The 16,406-nt window shown below is 57.1% G+C and carries 14 protein-coding genes; 8 read left to right on the top strand and 6 right to left on the bottom strand.

The genetic code is table 11. The features are described from left to right. The first annotated feature begins 178 nt into the window (after positions 1-178). From VMJ32_08905 to VMJ32_08890, 4 genes are all read left to right on the top strand, one after another. Positions 179-916, top strand: a complete 738-nt coding sequence (locus VMJ32_08905; GenBank protein HTQ39136.1) for an OmpH family outer membrane protein — start codon at positions 179-181, stop codon at positions 914-916. Positions 917-1,035: 119 nt separating this feature from the next. Continuing rightward, on the top strand, positions 1,036-1,914 hold the full coding sequence (gene lpxC, locus VMJ32_08900; protein HTQ39135.1) for a UDP-3-O-acyl-N-acetylglucosamine deacetylase: 879 nt from the start codon (positions 1,036-1,038) through the stop codon (positions 1,912-1,914). An 89-nt stretch (positions 1,915-2,003) separates the two neighbouring features. Beyond that, complete coding sequence (lpxA, locus tag VMJ32_08895; protein ID HTQ39134.1) at positions 2,004-2,810, top strand: acyl-ACP--UDP-N-acetylglucosamine O-acyltransferase; 807 nt, start codon at positions 2,004-2,006, stop codon at positions 2,808-2,810. Between the two features lie 94 nt (positions 2,811-2,904). Beyond that, positions 2,905-4,032, top strand: a complete 1,128-nt coding sequence (locus VMJ32_08890; protein HTQ39133.1) for a Gfo/Idh/MocA family oxidoreductase — start codon at positions 2,905-2,907, stop codon at positions 4,030-4,032. Between the two features lie 4 nt (positions 4,033-4,036). On the opposite strand, the gene VMJ32_08885 is transcribed toward VMJ32_08890, so the two are convergent. The 6 genes from VMJ32_08885 to VMJ32_08860 all read right to left on the bottom strand — a co-directional run bounded on the left by VMJ32_08885 (position 4,037) and on the right by VMJ32_08860 (position 11,660). Continuing rightward, positions 4,037-5,977, bottom strand: coding sequence for an ABC transporter ATP-binding protein (locus VMJ32_08885; protein ID HTQ39132.1), 1,941 nt, complete (start codon positions 5,975-5,977; stop codon positions 4,037-4,039). Between the two features lie 53 nt (positions 5,978-6,030). Next, positions 6,031-7,596 (bottom strand): hypothetical protein, encoded by a 1,566-nt coding sequence (locus VMJ32_08880; GenBank protein HTQ39131.1) that lies wholly within the window; start codon positions 7,594-7,596, stop codon positions 6,031-6,033. A gap of 93 nt (positions 7,597-7,689) precedes the next feature. Continuing rightward, the gene (locus VMJ32_08875; protein HTQ39130.1) at positions 7,690-7,977 is read right to left on the bottom strand and encodes an acylphosphatase; all 288 of its coding nucleotides are present in this window, start codon (positions 7,975-7,977) and stop codon (positions 7,690-7,692) included. Positions 7,978-8,208: 231 nt separating this feature from the next. Continuing rightward, complete coding sequence (locus VMJ32_08870) at positions 8,209-9,447, bottom strand: pitrilysin family protein (protein HTQ39129.1); 1,239 nt, start codon at positions 9,445-9,447, stop codon at positions 8,209-8,211. Positions 9,448-9,527: 80 nt separating this feature from the next. Then, on the bottom strand, positions 9,528-10,769 hold the full coding sequence (locus tag VMJ32_08865; protein HTQ39128.1) for a pitrilysin family protein: 1,242 nt from the start codon (positions 10,767-10,769) through the stop codon (positions 9,528-9,530). Positions 10,770-10,946: 177 nt separating this feature from the next. Further along, entirely contained in the window at positions 10,947-11,660 is a 714-nt protein-coding gene (locus VMJ32_08860) for a GNAT family N-acetyltransferase (protein ID HTQ39127.1), read from the bottom strand. Between the two features lie 360 nt (positions 11,661-12,020). Between VMJ32_08860 and VMJ32_08855 the strand changes: the two genes are divergently transcribed. The 4 genes from VMJ32_08855 to VMJ32_08840 all read left to right on the top strand — a co-directional run bounded on the left by VMJ32_08855 (position 12,021) and on the right by VMJ32_08840 (position 16,226). Next, a complete protein-coding gene (locus tag VMJ32_08855; GenBank protein HTQ39126.1) occupies positions 12,021-13,076 on the top strand; it encodes a transporter in 1,056 nt (351 codons plus the stop codon). A 136-nt stretch (positions 13,077-13,212) separates the two neighbouring features. Further along, positions 13,213-14,325 carry a DUF1559 domain-containing protein gene (locus VMJ32_08850; protein HTQ39125.1) on the top strand — a complete coding sequence of 371 codons (1,113 nt, stop codon included), beginning with the start codon at positions 13,213-13,215 and terminating at the stop codon, positions 14,323-14,325. Then, on the top strand, positions 14,312-14,725 hold the full coding sequence (locus VMJ32_08845) for a hypothetical protein (protein HTQ39124.1): 414 nt from the start codon (positions 14,312-14,314) through the stop codon (positions 14,723-14,725). Before VMJ32_08850 ends, VMJ32_08845 begins: the two co-directional genes overlap by 14 nt. Positions 14,726-14,792: 67 nt before the next feature. Next, complete coding sequence (locus tag VMJ32_08840) at positions 14,793-16,226, top strand: Nramp family divalent metal transporter (protein ID HTQ39123.1); 1,434 nt, start codon at positions 14,793-14,795, stop codon at positions 16,224-16,226. Positions 16,227-16,406 lie beyond the last annotated feature (180 nt).

Here is a 16,406-nt window from a genome sequence, read left to right as displayed (position 1 = left end):
CGGCTTGTTTTGGGGTCCAGATTGACCTTGCGGCAGTTGGGGCCTATCGACACAATACCGCCCGCTTTTAGCTTGCCCAGCCTATGCTGGCAGGCTCAGGTCGGCCCAGCCCGTGCGGCCGCCGACTTGGCCGAAGCCAGTCAAGGATGACTCGCCTCACAATGCAAGGAGTGCAGACGTGAAAACGACCTTCTCGTACATTGCTTTCGCAGCCGCTCTGGCGATTCTCGCCGGAAATACTTCTTCGTCGTTGGCCCAAGCGCCGCAGTACGGCGCCCCAGCGCCGGGCATGACGTCAGGCGTGGGACAAACTCAGCCGATGGCTCCGCCGATGCAGGGCGCCCCGGTCGCCAATGCGGGGTTGGGAGTCAACGGCATCGCCGTAGTCGACGTGGCCTACATTTTCAAAAAGCATGCCCGTTTTCTGCAGGAAATGGACATGATGAAACAGAAAGTCGAAGCCGCCGAGCAAGGGCTGAAGAAAGATCAGGACGATCTGAAGCGCATGTCCGACCAGTTGAAAACCTTTGCTCCCGGCTCGCCCGATTACAAAAAGATGGAAGCCGACATGCTGAAAAAACAGGGAGACATTAACCTGAACGTGTCGCTGCAAAAGAAAGATTTCATGGATCAGGAAGGCCGCATCTATTTCAATGTTTCGCGCGAAATCGACGACGCCGTGAAACAAATCGCGACCAAAAACAACATCGTGCTGGTGCTGCGATTCAACGGCGATCCGGTCGATCCCGCCGACCGCAACGATATTCTCCGCGGCATTAATAAGCCCATCGTGTATTACGATCAGCGGATGGATATTACGCCCTATGTGTTGCAAGACCTGAATCGCTCCGCGGCTCCAGGAACCGGCAACATTGGCGTGCGTCCGCAACCCACCGGAACGCAGCCGCTGCGGTAACGGTCCGGCGATTGGCGGTTAGCAATTCGCGGGAGTTTTTCTTGTCGGGTCGGCTAGCCGCTCATCGCGAGTTGCTAGTCGTTTCTCCTCTTCATTGTGTTTTCAACTCGAGAGCAGCCTTGAGCTACGCCCAACGCAACGAGCGCACGATCAGCAGCACGGTCGCAGTAGAAGGTTTCGGCTACTGGACCGGCCGTGATGTCCGCGTGGAGTTTCGGCCTGCGTCGCCCGGCAGCGGCATCGTGTTTGTGCGGAGCGATTTGTCGCCGCTGGTGCGCATTCCGGCGTTGGTGGCGCACCGGATTGAAGTGCCGCGCCGCACAGTCCTGCGCCACGGCAATGCCAGCGTGGAAATGACCGAACACGTGCTGGCCGCCCTGGCCGGCATGCAAATCGACAATTGCGAAGTGTGGGTCAATCAACCGGAAATGCCGGGCTTGGACGGCTCCAGCTTGAAATTCGTCGAAGCACTCGATGCCGCCGGCATTGTGGTGCAAAAGGCGCTGCGTGCTCAGCTTATCGTGCGGGAAATCACACGGCTGGGAGACGACGAATGCTGGATTGAAGCGCGCCCCGGCCGCGCCGCGGAATTAACCGTCCGCTTCCGCATCGATTATGGCACGAACGAAAGCATTGGGCGGCAAACCGTGCAAATGCCGATTTATCCGGCGACCTTCCGTCGCGATTTGGCCGCAGCCCGAACGTTCATGCTGAAAGAAGAAGCCGATTGGCTCTTAGCGCAAGGCCTGGGCCAACGTGCCACGCTGTCTGACTTGCTGGTGTTTGATGCCAACGGCCCCATCGAAAACGAACTGCGTTTTCCCGACGAATGCGTGCGGCACAAAGTATTGGATTTGGTGGGCGATTTAGCCCTGGCCGGATGCGACGTACTGGGGCACATTGTGGCCCAACGCTCGGGCCATCGCTTGAATGCGGAATTGGTCAAGGTGCTGCTGACGGAGGGAGAAAAAATTGCGGGCCGGAGAAAAAGTGCCTGATTCCGTGGCTGGAAAGCTTGGCGCGCGCCACCAGCCGCGAAATCGACGGTTTGATTGAATTTATCATCCAGACGAATTGAACGACGACTATGGCCACGTCCATCTCACAAAATGCCATGATCGACCCGCGAGCCGAAATCGGGGACGACGTGCATATTGGCCCGTTTTGCGTCATCGGGCCGGACGTGAAAATCGGCCACGGCACTCGGCTGGAAAATGGCGTCACCTTGACGGGGCGGGTCACCCTGGGCGAGCATAATCATTTGTTTCCAGGCGTGGTGATAGGCGCGGATCCGCAAGATGTCAGCTACCGCGGCAGCGCGACGCAAGTGATCATCGGCGATCACAACATTTTCCGCGAATGTGTAACGATCAACCGGGCCAGCGAAAAAGAAGACGGAATTACGCTGGTCGGTAGCCACAATTTTATGATGGCCTGCAGCCACGTGGCGCACGACTGCAAAGTGGGCAACCACATTATCATGGCCAACGCCACGCTGTTGGGCGGCCACGTGCATATTTACGATCATGCCACGCTGAGCGGCGGCATCGGCATTCACCACTTCACCACCGTGGGACGGTACGCATTTGTCGGCGGCCTGGCCCGGGTCATCCACGACGTGCCGCCATTCATGCTGTGCGAAGGACATCCGGCCCGGCCGCGCTGCATCAACGTGGTGGCGCTGAAACGAAATAATTTCTCGGCCGAATCGATCCATTGCCTATCTGAAGCCCACCGCTTACTGTACCGCGCCAAGGTGGGATTGGATCACGCCCGAGAAATTTTGCGCACCAACGACAAGCTGGTGCCGGCGGTCAACGAGTTGCTCAGCTTCATTCAGACCCAACAGGAAGGCAAGCACGGACGATCGCGCGAACGTCGCCGGGCCGCTTAATTTTCCAATTCAACTTGTCATTCGCCATTTCACATCGCGCCTAGGGACGATTTATTTTTTCGACCGCAACGGTTTAACCTGACGGAAGGCACACATGAGCGAACGGATTCGCTTAGCGGTCATTGGCGCCGGCCATTTGGGACGCATCCATGCGCGGTTGGCGCAACAAGCGCCCGGGTTCGAGCTTGTCGGCATGGTTGATCCCATGCCCGAAGCCCGCCGTTTGGCAAAGGCCGAGTGCCACGTGCCCGTTCTGGCCGACTATCAGGAATTGATTGGCCAGATCGATGCCGCGGTGGTGGCGACGCCCACGCAATTTCATCACAGCGTGAGCTTGTCGCTGTTGTCGCATGGGATCCATCTGATGGTGGAAAAGCCGCTAGCCACAACGCTGGCTGAAGCCGACGAAATTCTAGCCGTGGCCCAACAACACGGTGCGATGGTGCAGGTAGGGCATATCGAGCGGTTCAACCCCGCTTGGAATCAGGCCAACGTCATGCCGCTGGTCCGCCAGCCTAAATACATCGAAGCCTCACGCTGCAGCGGGTATACATTTCGCTCGACCGACATCGGCGTGGTGTTGGACCTGATGATTCACGATTTGGATTTGGCGCTGCACTTTGCCAACTCGCCCGTCCGCAGGGTGCAGGCGCTGGGCATCTCGGTGCTGGGCGATCATGAAGATGTGGCCCAGGCCCGGCTGGAATTTGCCAATGGCTGCGTGGCGAACTTAAGCGCCTCGCGGATCAGCTACAAGCCGCAGCGGCACATGCAAGTTTGGTCCGACCAAGGTTGCGTAACGTTCGACTTCGCCACGCGCACCGCCGTCACCGTATGTCCTGTCACCGAGTTATTGCAGCGCGAGTTCGATTTGGACGACATCGGCCCCGCTTCGCGGGCGCATTTGAAAGATCATCTGTTCGAAGATTTGTTCCAACTGGAGCATTATGCGGCCGCAGAACAAAATGCGCTGTTGGAAGAATTGAACGATTTTGCCGCCAGCATTCGCGAGCATAAAGAACCGCGGGTCACGGGCCTGCAGGGACGCAACGTACTGGCTGTTGCGGAGCAAGTCTTGGAAGCCATCCAGCGGCATGCGTGGGACGGCGCCGCGGAAGGCCGCACCGGACCGTTGGCGATGCCCACGGCGCCCATTCTCCGCGGTCCGCACTGGTCGCTGGGAAATTCGGCGCCCGTCGAGCGCCGCCGCGAAGCAGGCTGAAAGTTTATCTTAACTTGTCGCGAAATTCGTTGAACCGCACGTAATTCAAGTGGCGGTACAGGTCGTTATGCTGCAGCAACTCCAGGTGCGTGCCCTCGGCCAATAAGCGGCCTTCATGAAACAGCAAAATCCGCGGCGCGGCGCGGAGTGTGGCCAATCGACGGGCTAAAATGACCAGCGTGCGACCTTGGGCCACACGCTCCAGCGCATCGGCCACTCGCTCGGCGGTTATCTGATCGAGATCTTCACGCGGCTCCTCAATGACCACCACCGATGGCCGCCGCAGCGCCACGCGGGCCAATCCCAATCGAATGGCCTGTCCCGCCGACAGCGCCACGCCGAGCGGACCCACCAGCGTTTCCAATCCTTGCGGCAACGATTGAATGAACTCATAGGCATGCACCAGCCTAGCGGCAGCCAGAATTTCGTCGGAGGTAACGCGCGATGGATCGCCTACAATGTTTTCGGCAACCGTGCCGCTGACGAGCAAATGATCGGGCAAAATCAGTGTGACTTGGCGGCGCACCGATTCCAGCGTGGCTTGGCGCAAATCGTGCCCGTCGTAAAACACCTGTCCGGCCGCCGGATCGCAAAACCTGGACAACAACCCCGCCAGCGCCAACGGCGTGCTGTCGTCGGAACAAAACAAGACCACACTTTGGCCGGCCGGCAGAACCATTGAAACATGGTCCAGCAACAAGCGGCCCGCCATGTCGGCCAGCGTGACGTGCTCCAGCATCATTTGGCGGCTCAATCGCTCCAGCGGCACGGCGTCGGGCAGTTGCCCCACGCGCGGCTCGCGGTCCAGATAAGTTAAAATCTCTTCCGCGGCTTGTTCCGCCTCGGGCAATTGTTCCAGCAAGCGCTCGATGCAAAACAAGGGATACGCAGTAGCCATGAGCGAGGAACTCAAGAACACGATGCCCGAAAACGACAGCCGCGGAGGATCGCGCAGCACGTTAAACCCGGCCAGCAACAGCACGAATCCGGCAACCAGCAGCACACACAGCATCACTAACGGTCCAACCGACGAAGCGGCGGCGGCGCGGGTTAGCGCGATTGCTTCTGATCGTCTCAAATCTTCATGGAAGACCGTCGAATCCACGCGATCTTCCATCGTCAGGTTTCCCAACAGCCGATTCTGCTGGAGTTGTTCTCGAAGTGCCCCTTCGATATTTCCCGCCCGATCAGCCAAAAGCGCGGCCCGGTGGCGAACGCCTTTCCGCAACAGGGCAAACAATCGCCAACTGAAGCCGGCGAGCAGAATGGTCGTTAGAGCCAGCCAAAAATCGACCGACAGTGCCAGCGCCAGCATCAGCACCGCAAAGCAGGCGGCGTGCGGAAAGACATACCACCAGCCCACCAACGCACGGCGAACCACGGCAGTTTTCTCAAAAAACAACGTCCCCGCGGTCAACTTCTGACCAATAAACAAGTCGCCTGCGCCCAGCCGGTGGGCTTGACCATGAATTTGCGCTTGCAGCGCGCCGGCGATTCTGACCGCGGCATAATGCGCCCAGCGCTCCAACCCATACAACAGCACCCCCGCCAATACGGCTAACGTCCACAAACACCCGACGATCGCCAGCAAGCAGCCTTGATTATTGTGCAGCAAGCCACAGGAGCGGTACATTCCGCGCAGCAGCGGCCCCGCGATGGATTGCCGGGCTTGCCAAACCGTGGGCAGCAATCCGCAATGCTCGTAATGCGCAGCCTGGGCGTCGACAGAAACCGGGACCACTTTCCATTCGTCGATCAGTTTGCTGTCCGCGGCTGGCACGGTGATGCAGCCGCCGTTGGCAAGCAACTCGGCCAGGATCGGCACCAGCAAGATCAATGCGGCCAAAGCAACCGCGGCTGCCAGACCGAAAACAGATACCGTCGCCGCCCCTCCGATCGATCGGCGCCCAACATGACGCGCTCTAGCGAACGATGGATAAGCCATGGGAAAGGAATTGACGGATGACGTGCAGGCGCGCCGAGTCCGACTTTCGTCGGTTATGCCAAGTCGCGATCTTCGAATAAGATCAACGCCAGCAACATGGCCACGGCGCTGTATAAAAGACAGTATAACAGCGCCCAGGCCAAGTAGACGAATGGCACGTCAATTCCCGCCGCAATGGCCGAATGCAGATTGAAGTTTTCCAGCACCGGCAGCACGGTCGCCAATAATTGCCCCACAAAGTGAACAATTCCGTAAGGATCGTTCACTTTCGATTGCACCAACAATGGCGCTAAATTCCCCAGGGCATAAACCGACAACGAGATCAACAAATTCGGCACCATCGACAACCGCGTGGAAATAGCGACGCTGATCGAGGTGATGACCATCGTCTCGAAAAAAGCCAGCAGCAACCCGGGCGCGATTCCATATATTTCCGCAAAACAATCGGGCCACAACGCTTCGGGAGCGGACGATTCGCGCACATCGTAGACGACTTTCCCGGACACCACCACAAACAACAGGGCGCCCAAAAACAGGTACAACAGCGAAACCGATTGCACCACGCCGATGAATTTGCCAAAGATAAACTGAATTCGGCCGATCGGCTTGGAAAGCACCGTGAGCGCCGTGCGGCCTTCAATTTCTTCCGAAATCGAAACGCTGGCCGTCCAGGCCGCGACGATGATCGACAAGAACATGATCAAATCCAGGGCGCACATCTTAAGCATTTTCACGTCTTCGCCGAAGGTGTTGTACGGTATGAAAATGAACGCCACCAGCGCAAACGCGCCAAGGGCCAACACGACCTGAAACAACGGCTCGTTAATGGCTTCTTTCGCCGTGGCTGAGGCCACCGCCATGATTTTAGGCATCAGCAACCGCATCAGCATATACAGCAGCACGATCGTCACCACGGCTGCCGCCGTGTACGGCACCACCGCCACCTGCGGATACTCTTCGCGGGTAACCCCTGACACGGTGATTTGTGCCGGACGATTCGTGGGACTAAACACGTACAACGCGGCGCGACGGCCGGCAAACGGATTCTGTGACGCGGGGATTTCGCCTTCCGCTTTGTCAGGCCACGTCCACGATTCGTTCCGGTTCAGCGTGATTTTTTTGGGAATGAGGCCCACAAAAGCCAAATCCGGGTCGCGTGGATAGAACTCTAAATCCTGATCGGAGCGAACTTCTATCGAGCGCAATTCTTGCGGACGATAATCGAGTGCAAATTCTTGCGGTTTGCCGGTCTTAGAGACGTCCGTAACCACCGGTACGGTAAACTGAGTTTGAAAACTGTTCGATCGTGGCAGCCGGGCCAACGAACGGGTAATATCGTCCCAAGGCAAATAACCAACGCCGGCCAACGTAAGCAGAACTGAAACCAATGCGAATGCGGCAAATCCGCCCGTCAGGCATAAAACCGGCAAGATAAAACTCTCGCGCAACATGCCGGCTGCAATTTTCGCCACCGGGGGCGCTACCAGCTTGGCGATGCCGAACAACGCCGCCAGCACAAGCAGCCCGCCAAAGCAGCCGGCGCTAATCAACCAAATTGGGGTAAGCCACGCGGTCGGATTGGCGGCCAACAGCAGCGGCGGAGAAATGACGCCAGTCATGGGTTATTGAGGTGAGGTTGTGCGGCTGATAAGTGTGTAGCGGATCATCGCCAAAAAAAGGAAAGGTTAGCGTTCCATCGGTTGTGCGACGACTTAGTGTTCGATGCCGAAGCCATCAAACTCGCCGGTCGCGGAAGACTTGTGGACTTGCATGTCGCGAATATATCCGCTCATTCGGTCGGCAACCTCGGCCAGAAAACGGTCGATTTCGTCGCGCTCTCCTTCCACGATAACCCGTACTCGGCCATCGTCCAAGTTTTGCACATAGCCAGTGACGTTATGCCCTCCGGCAATGGCCCGGGCGGTATAGCGAAATCCCACTCCCTGAACCCTTCCGGAGTAATGCACGGTGCTTCGAACTGCGGCGGAATCAGCCGTCATGGCGCCCTGCGATGTTTCTCCCCAATATGTTGCCACTGCTTTACTTACGTCGCACTGCATTCAATATATGGGCAGGTTGATGCCAAAATCCAGGGGACTGCAGCGCTTTTCCAGGACTTCTAAACCAAATCATCCCTTGCCTACTCACGGCCGCGATGCTTTTACGACGCCCACTTCAAAGTAGTTCATTTGCGAACCCCAATTCAATCGCAGCTCACGGGTCGGCAAAACTTATGTGGCGGGCGAAATCTCCGCCAACGGCCCCACGACAAAAGTGGTCGACTGCGTCAGCGGATACGTTTGTTGCACGGCGCCCACGTCTTTGAGCGTGATGGCCTCGATGGCATCCAAATCGTCCCGCACGCTGCGATATTCCCTACGCTGCACCCAATTTGCGCCCACAGTGAACAACCGGCCCCGTGGACGCTCGCTGGCCAGCACCACGCGGGAATTGATTTTATTTTTAGCCCGATCGAGCTCCGCCTGGGTAATACCCTGCGCCAGCGCGGTTCGATAAACTTCATTCACCCGCTGCAAATTTTCCGCCGCATATTCCGGATCGCAGCTCATATATGTGAGAAACATTCCCGCCCCCATGTATTCGTGATGATGCAGGCTGCAATGCTCGGCCAGTCCGGGATCGACCAATTCCCAATACAGCCGGCTGCCGGAATCATCGCCCAGCACCGTGGCTAAAATTTTAGCGGCGTAACGGTCGGCATCGCTGGCCGTGGGCCCCGGGCTCATCATGATGGCGTATTCCTGGGCCGCCGTGTCCTTACACACGACATGAAAGCCTGAGTGCGGCGCAGCGGGCGGCAACGTGCGGGCGGCATCCACCTTTGCCCAGCCGCCGCAGCACTCTTGGGCGGTTTGGCACAATTGCGAAAAATCGATCCGGCCTGAGCCCACTAGCACGATGTTGCGCGGGCTGTACCGACTTTCGAAATACCGCCGCATTTGATCGACTTGCAACGCCCCCACGCTGGCGGCGGTGCCCAGCACGCTGCGCGAAAGCGGATGGTTGCCGAAGAACGCGGCGCGGCACTTGTCGTCGACGCCGAAGGGGGGCTGATCGTCGTACATTTTGATTTCTTCCAAAATAACTTTCTTTTCGGTGCTGAAGTCGACTTCGCGCAGCGAAGGCCGCATCAGGTCAGCCAGCAAGGTCACGGTGTTAGGCAAATACTCGGGCAAAATCGCTGCGTAATAGACCGTGTTTTCTTCATTGGTGAAGGCGTTGTAGTGTGCGCCCATTTCGTCGAATTCACGATTGACGTCCTCGGCACTGCGGCTGGGCGTGCCTTTGAACACCATGTGCTCCAGAAAGTGACTGACGCCCGACACTTCGTCGGTTTCGTCGCGGGCCCCCGTGTTCACGAAAAAACCCAACGCGGTGGAAAAAGCGGCGGGGTCACACTCGGCGACCACTTCCAATCCGTTCTCTAAGGTTGCGGTTTTGAATTCCATGATGATTTCCGGTCGATGATGGATTGCGTATGCGGTGAATCGGAGGGTTGTCAAACCGCAAGCGGAGGAAAATCCTTTCGTCACGCTGCTATCGGCACTGTCAACGGCGCTGGCCCCAGCGTAACGACGGTGAAATCTTTCGGCGGATTTTCCTGCAAGTACTCGTTGATGCTATCGACGGTTAAATCGTCGACCAATTTCCCCAATTCGGCCAGCGTGCGGGCCTGTCCCAAGTGATACCAATCGCGGGCGATGGCGCCGCTGCGGGCCGAGCTGGATTCGCCTTGCATAATCAGGCCGCTTTTCACGCGGGCCTTCAGTCGGGCCAACTCGGCGGGCAAAATTCCCTGTGCAATGCGTTGTAGTTCGCCCAGGGTTACGTCGAGCGTTTCCTGAGCCCGTTCGGCGCTGGTGCCGGCGTAACATAGAACGCATGCTCGGTCGCGCTGCGTGTGATGGCTAGCGAACACCGTGTAGCACAGGCCACGCTTTTCGCGCACCTCGGTAAACAACCGGGCGCTCATCCCGCCGCTGAGCACGCCCACGGCCCCCGAAGCCTGAAAATAATCGGGGTGCCGATAGGGAACGCTGTGGTAGGCAATGCCGATTTGGGTTTGATTCGATTCGTGATTCAAATGCTCCGTTTTTACGCCCCGCGCCCCGTCGCCCGGTTCTTCAATCGGCGCGGGTTTCCAATCGGCCAACAGCGAACCGATGAGGTCTTTGATGGCCTGCCACTGCACGCGTCCTGCCACGCCGATGATGGTGCCATTGGGCCGGAACAACTGCTGGAAGTGATTCCGGATTTCGTCGATGGTAATGGCTTCCAAAGACGCCTGTTCCCCTTCGCTAGGTCGACCCCAAGGGTCGGGGTAATAACGGCGTTTCAATTCCAACATGACCTTGTGGCTGGGGTCGTCTTCAATCGACCGCAGCTCCTGCAAGGCGGCTAGGCGGGCGGCATCGAGTTGATCGACGGGCAAATGCGGGCGGCGGAGCAAATCGGCGTAAATTCGCAGCGTGGCGGGGAGATTTTTGGCCAGTGTGGCTCCGCCGAAGCTCATGTGAGCCGAGGCGACCGATTCGCCTCGCTGAACGCCCAAATTTTCCAAATCGGTAATGAATTGCCGGCTATCGCGCGATCCGCAGCCACGTTGCGTCATTTCGCAGGTCAGCGTAGCCAGACCGTAGCGATCGGCGGCATCGTACACCGAGCCGGCCGGCACCAAGATGCTGAATGCGGCCGACTCGACCGATGGCATCGGCTCGGCCACCAGCACTAAACCATTGTCGAATTCGTGGGAAAGAATGGGCTGGGGCACAGTCGCTCCGGCAAGTCCTGGGTGTCTCATTGGCTGGGATCGGTTGGCTACCGCATGGCTTGGCGAGTCGGTAAAGCCACCGTCACATCAAATACTATCTTATCAAAAATAGCTCGGCGGCCCACTCGCAGACTTCTAGGCACTTCAGAGCCCTAGAAACTTAGACAATCATGCCTGTTAAGCGTAAGCAACTTCAGATACTTTGTACACGGTCCGCGACCGCGCAAAGCCCAATTGCTTGTACAGCCTGACGGCACCGGAATTTTGAGCCGTAACTTCCAAAAAGGCGCGCTTTATTCCGGCTTTTTGAAATCCGGCCAACGCCTGCTGCATCAGAGCGGTTCCAAGCCCCAGGCCACGATACTCGGGCACCACGCCCAAATTTTGGATGGCCCCCATGCCGCTGCGGTCGAACACGCCTTGCACCGTTCCGCAATAGTGCATCGCCGTGTTGCTGTTCCCGTTTAGAAGTCTGAGATTATCCCGTCGAATTGGGACGACATTTCTGCTTGAGGCACCATATCCGTCATTCGTGTCTGTCTCGCAAATGCCAGCGACAGAAACGTGATTCATCCGGCTGAAATCAATTTGGCCGTCAAAACGAACGTCATCGTCCGTGTGGGCCACCAGCCACGTGGCCTCGGGCAAAAAACCGGGCTTGGCGGCAATTTCCTCCATCAGCCGCAAACAACCCGCGAAGTCACCCAGGCAGGGAAAGACATTCGAATCGATTTCGTCGCGAAAGCTGTGATACTTCGCTTCGGCATGGGCTTCCAGCCGGCTGGAAGCCCACGGTACAAAATGGTAGCCGACCGGCAAAGGGGGGGCGGAAAAATCGCGGCCCCGTAGGTCGATTTCCATTCGGAAGCGTTTGAAATAGGTCAGACCCATGATAGCAGCCCAATGGGCGTCACAGTAACGGAGAAACGCCAGCATCTACGCTTCTGGAAAAACCAAGGTCCACGTTCAATTTACCTGTCGAAGGCATAACGGTCAACTTTTTGCCGAAAAAAGGCCGAAAACGGCCTAGCTGTGGTCATGGTTCAAGGCCATTCCGAAATGTTCACGGTCGTGTGACATTGCCGAATGTGTGCTGCCACCTGCGTGGAGTGCTTTGTTCGAAAGTGCCGACATTGTTCAGTGGGGGAGAGCAGCCTTTGTGCTAGCACGCGCGCGTTTTTCTATAGCACGATTTCGCCGAATCCTCTGCAGAGATTTGATGGTTGCACACTTCGATTCCTCAAAACTTCCATGCAGGTCAAATCACAAGCCGCCGGTTTGCATTGCCTGGCGATATTAGGGCCGTTGTGTCTGGCAGTGACAACATGGTTTTCGCTGGCAAGTATGCCACGGTCTGCGTGGGCAGACGATGGGGATTGCCCGCTCGTTTCTTGCCTGACGGGCAGTTGCTTTGTCAGCGACTGCGGCGGGCAGCAAGGGAACCATGATCAAAAAGACATCGACAACGGAGACGATAAAGAAGAATCTAAGTGCTGCTATGGCCCGTGCGATTGCCAGCCGCGCAAGACGCTGCTGCAATGGAGCTACGGAACGACGTTTTCCGGCGGCCCGCCGGCAATGGACGAGCCGCTGGAATCGGACCGGCCGGATTTCACCGAGTCGCCGCTGACCGTGGGCCGCGGCGTGCATCAGCTCGAAACCGGTTACGATTACACGCTCGACAATGCCGCAGGCACTCAGTTCACGCAGCATTCATTTCCGCAAACCCTGTGGCGCATTGGAATGCTGGCCGACTGGTTTGAATTCCGCATTTACTACAATTACGAAATCGACAACTTCCAATTTCCTAGCGGCGCGCGGCAGCACTTTCAGGGCAGTGACGATTTGGAATTGGGTGCGAAAATTTGCCTCACGCCGCAGGAAGGCATTTTGCCCGCCATGGGCATCATTCCCGCCATGACAGTTCCCTCGGGCAGCCCTGACATAACCGAGGGAGAAGTCATGCCAAGCTTCATTTGGGCCTATTCGTGGGATTTGAACAAAATGATGTCGCTGGGAATGAGCACCGATATTGAGCGGCAACGCGATGACGCTGGGAATATTTTCACCGAATTTGGCCAATCGATTTCAATGGATTACAAGTTCACAAAACATTGGGGGGGCTATACGGAATGGGTTGTTTTCGCCCCCTCCGGCCATACTGTGGAACGAACGCAACACTATGCCGATGGTGGCTTCACCTACTTGTGGACGAATAACATTCAGTTGGACGCCGAAGTTGGCGTGGGGTTGAATGCCGCCGCCAACAACTTCTTTGCGGGCAACGGGGCCACGCTGCGTTTTTGAGCCGAATGCCCCGTTCTTGCGCTCACGCCAAAATAATCGCTTGACTTTTCCTAACGATTCCCACATAATTTTGACGAATCAAAATAATGATTTTGTCGGCCAGTAATTTGTATTTTTACTGCTGTAATGAACGGGTATGGCGCAAAACAAACTACACAAGAAGCTGCGTTGCCCTCTAGCAGGACGAGCCCAGCGCGGCTTCACGTTGGTCGAGTTGCTAGTCGTCATCGCCATCATGGGCATCTTGATTAGTCTGCTATTGCCGGCGGTTCAGCGGGCCCGTGAAGCGGCCCGATGTGCTCAATGCTTGAACAACCTGAAGCAAATCGGGCTGGGCCTTCACAGTTACGAAGTTGCCAAAAAAGTTTTCCCGCCGGCGTACGTCACCCAAGATACACACGCCACAGGCTCGGCGTACGGAGTATCGTACACCGACACAAATATGAATGGTCCCACAGGATTTGCCTGGGGAGTATTGCTGCTTCCGTTCATTGAAGAGCAGACGCTGTATCAAAGCTTCAATTTTAGCCTTCCATGTTGGGCCGCCGAGAACGCCGCCGCAGCGCGCACTCAAGTATCTGTGTATTTGTGCCCGTCCGTTTCCGTGGATGGAGGATTTGATGCATTCTCGGTTCCCATGTACACCTCGGGCACGGCCCAAGATCCGGACGATTGGGCTCCTTTCAACCCGCCGATTTATTTCGCGCATAGTCATTACGTGACGAACGCCGGAGTGAATCAGCCGTGGGGACGTTCGCCCGATTATTCGTACGACTTCACCGTTCCAGAACCAGTTGCCGAGGCCACCGGGGCGCTAGTGGACGTCATCAATGGTCCGTTCTATCGAAATTCTCGCACTCGTGTTGTCGATGTGCCCGACGGCTTATCGCAAACGGTGTTCATGGGCGAATCGACGCCGCGGCTTACCGATAAAACATGGGTTGGTGTGATTCCCTATAGTTGCACGCCCCCGAAAAGTCCACCCATTGGCATTGGCGACTCGAACGGCGGCGCATGTTTGGTAGGCGCCCACAGCGGGCCCGACGTGCACGACCATCCCAACGTGATTATCCATCCGCCCAACGACCCGTATGGGCACACCGATGAAATGTACTCCGAGCACGTCTCTGGAGCCAACACGCTGTTTGGCGACGGATCGGTGCGGTTTATTTCAATGATGATCAATCCTTATACCTGGGTGGCCTTATCGACCCGCAACGGCGGAGAAGCGATCAATGAGAACTACTAATCCGAGAACCACCAAACCACGTGAATCGGAGTCAGCCCGCGGCAAAATTCTGCTGGGCGTCTTGGGAGTGTTTGGCACAATCGCGATTGTGGCGTTGGTTTGGCATCGCACATCGCCGCCCAACGTGGGGAGCGATAAAAAGGTGCTCCAGCAGGTGGATGCCTTGTTTACTGCCGTCAGGGTCAAAGATTCCCGCTTGCTCGATCGGTGTGCAACACAATTAGCTGATCTAAAAGCGAAAGGCGAATTGCCAGACGATGCCGCCACCACGCTGACGCAAATTGTCGCCACGGCCCACAGCGGCGACTGGCAGGGGGCCACGGAAAATTTATTGTGGTTCATTCAAGGTCAAAGCGCCAATCGTCGTGCTCAAGAACCGTCAGCCCGATCAAAATCATGAACGCTAAAACAGCCGCTCTGGAAACCCGCCGGCATCCTGCTGTACTGGAAACGTGAAGGAAGCTGAAGTGAGCATTGCCGAACAGACCAATCAGAAGCCGCTGCTGATGGCGTCGCCATCAGCAGCGGATCACGGCCATTCCGGCGCGCTCTCGCTGGAAGGGTTGCATAGCTCCGTGCCGTTGCCGCCGGCCAGCGCGGGTTTTTGGCGGCAACTGCGTGCTTTTGCCGGTCCGGCTGTTTTAGTTAGCGTCGGCTATATGGATCCGGGCAATTGGGGCACTGACTTGCAAGGCGGAGCCACATACAAATACGGATTGCTGTGGGTGGTGGGCTTGTCGAGCCTAATGGCAATTTTCATGCAGGTGATATCGGCACGGCTGGGGGTGGTTACCGGCAAAGATTTGGCCCAGGCCTGCCGCGATTATTATCCCCGTTGGACCCGCTGGCCCAATTGGCTTGCGTGTGAAGTGGCCATTGGCGCGTGTGACTTGGCGGAAGTGCTGGGCAGTGCGGTGGCGCTGAACTTGTTGTTTCACATTCCGCTGTTGTGGGCGGTGATTATCACGGCCTTCGACGTGCTGCTGCTGTTGGCGCTGCAGGGCATGGGAATGCGGTTTATCGAAGCGGTGATTTTGGCGCTGGTGGCCACGATTGGCGGCTGTTACTTCATCGAAATTTTTGTATTGCCGCAAACCCAGCCCAATTTTTTGGAGATGGGTCACGCGCTTTTTACGCCCAGTTTTGGCCAGGAGGGAATGATTGTGGTGGCCATCGGCATCATTGGCGCTACGGTAATGCCGCACAATTTGTATTTGCACTCGGCGCTAGTTCATTCCCGAAAACTGGAGCGCGACGGACAGTCGGTGTGCCGCGCTATCCGTTTTAACACTTGGGACACCGTGCTGGCCCTTTCCGTTGCGTTTTTAGTCAACGCGGCCATTCTGGTGCTGGCGGCCATCGTGTTTTACGGCAAAACCGGCGTGCAAGTGCCGGGCGGACATTATGTGGCGTTCAACGAAAACACCGATTGGATTCGCGATGCTTATTTAACCCTGGCGCCGCTGTTGGGCACATCGTTAGCGAGCATTTTGTTTGCCGTGGCGCTATTGGCCAGCGGACAGAGCAGCACCATCACGGGAACGCTGGCCGGACAGGTAGTGATGGAAGGCTTTATGCACTGGCGCATTCGGCCGTGGGTACGGCGGTTGATTACCCGGTCGTTGGCAATTATTCCCGCCATATTGATCATCGGCCTGCGAGGCGACAGCAGCGTGACCGAGCTGTTGGTTCTCAGCCAGGTCGTGCTGGCCATGCAACTTCCGCTGGCCATGTTCCCGATGCTACATTTCACCAGTTCCAAAAAATGGATGGGCGCTAACCGATTGGGCTGGTTATTGTTGATCGCCGGCTGGACTTCCGCCGTACTGATTACCGCTTTGGATTTGTACGGCTTGCCCGATGCATTGCAAAGCGCATGGGGTGTGATTGGCGGGCATTGAGCGGCCCGTATCGGCGTGACTAGCAGTCGCCGCTTCATGTAGCACCCCGAACCAATCCGCGGAGCGTGGCCAAATTCATTTTGTCCATACGGCCGTCGCTGGGGTTTCCCTCATCATCCTCCTTGGGCGTTTCCAAATACATGGGCACGCCTGCTAAGCGTGGGTCGTTAAGCAGCAGGC

It is taken from the genome of Pirellulales bacterium (assembly GCA_035499655.1).
Lineage (GTDB): Bacteria > Planctomycetota > Planctomycetia > Pirellulales > JADZDJ01 > DATJYL01.
Note: the sequence above shows the minus strand (reverse complement) of the source record. Positions and strands in the feature narration are given on the sequence as shown.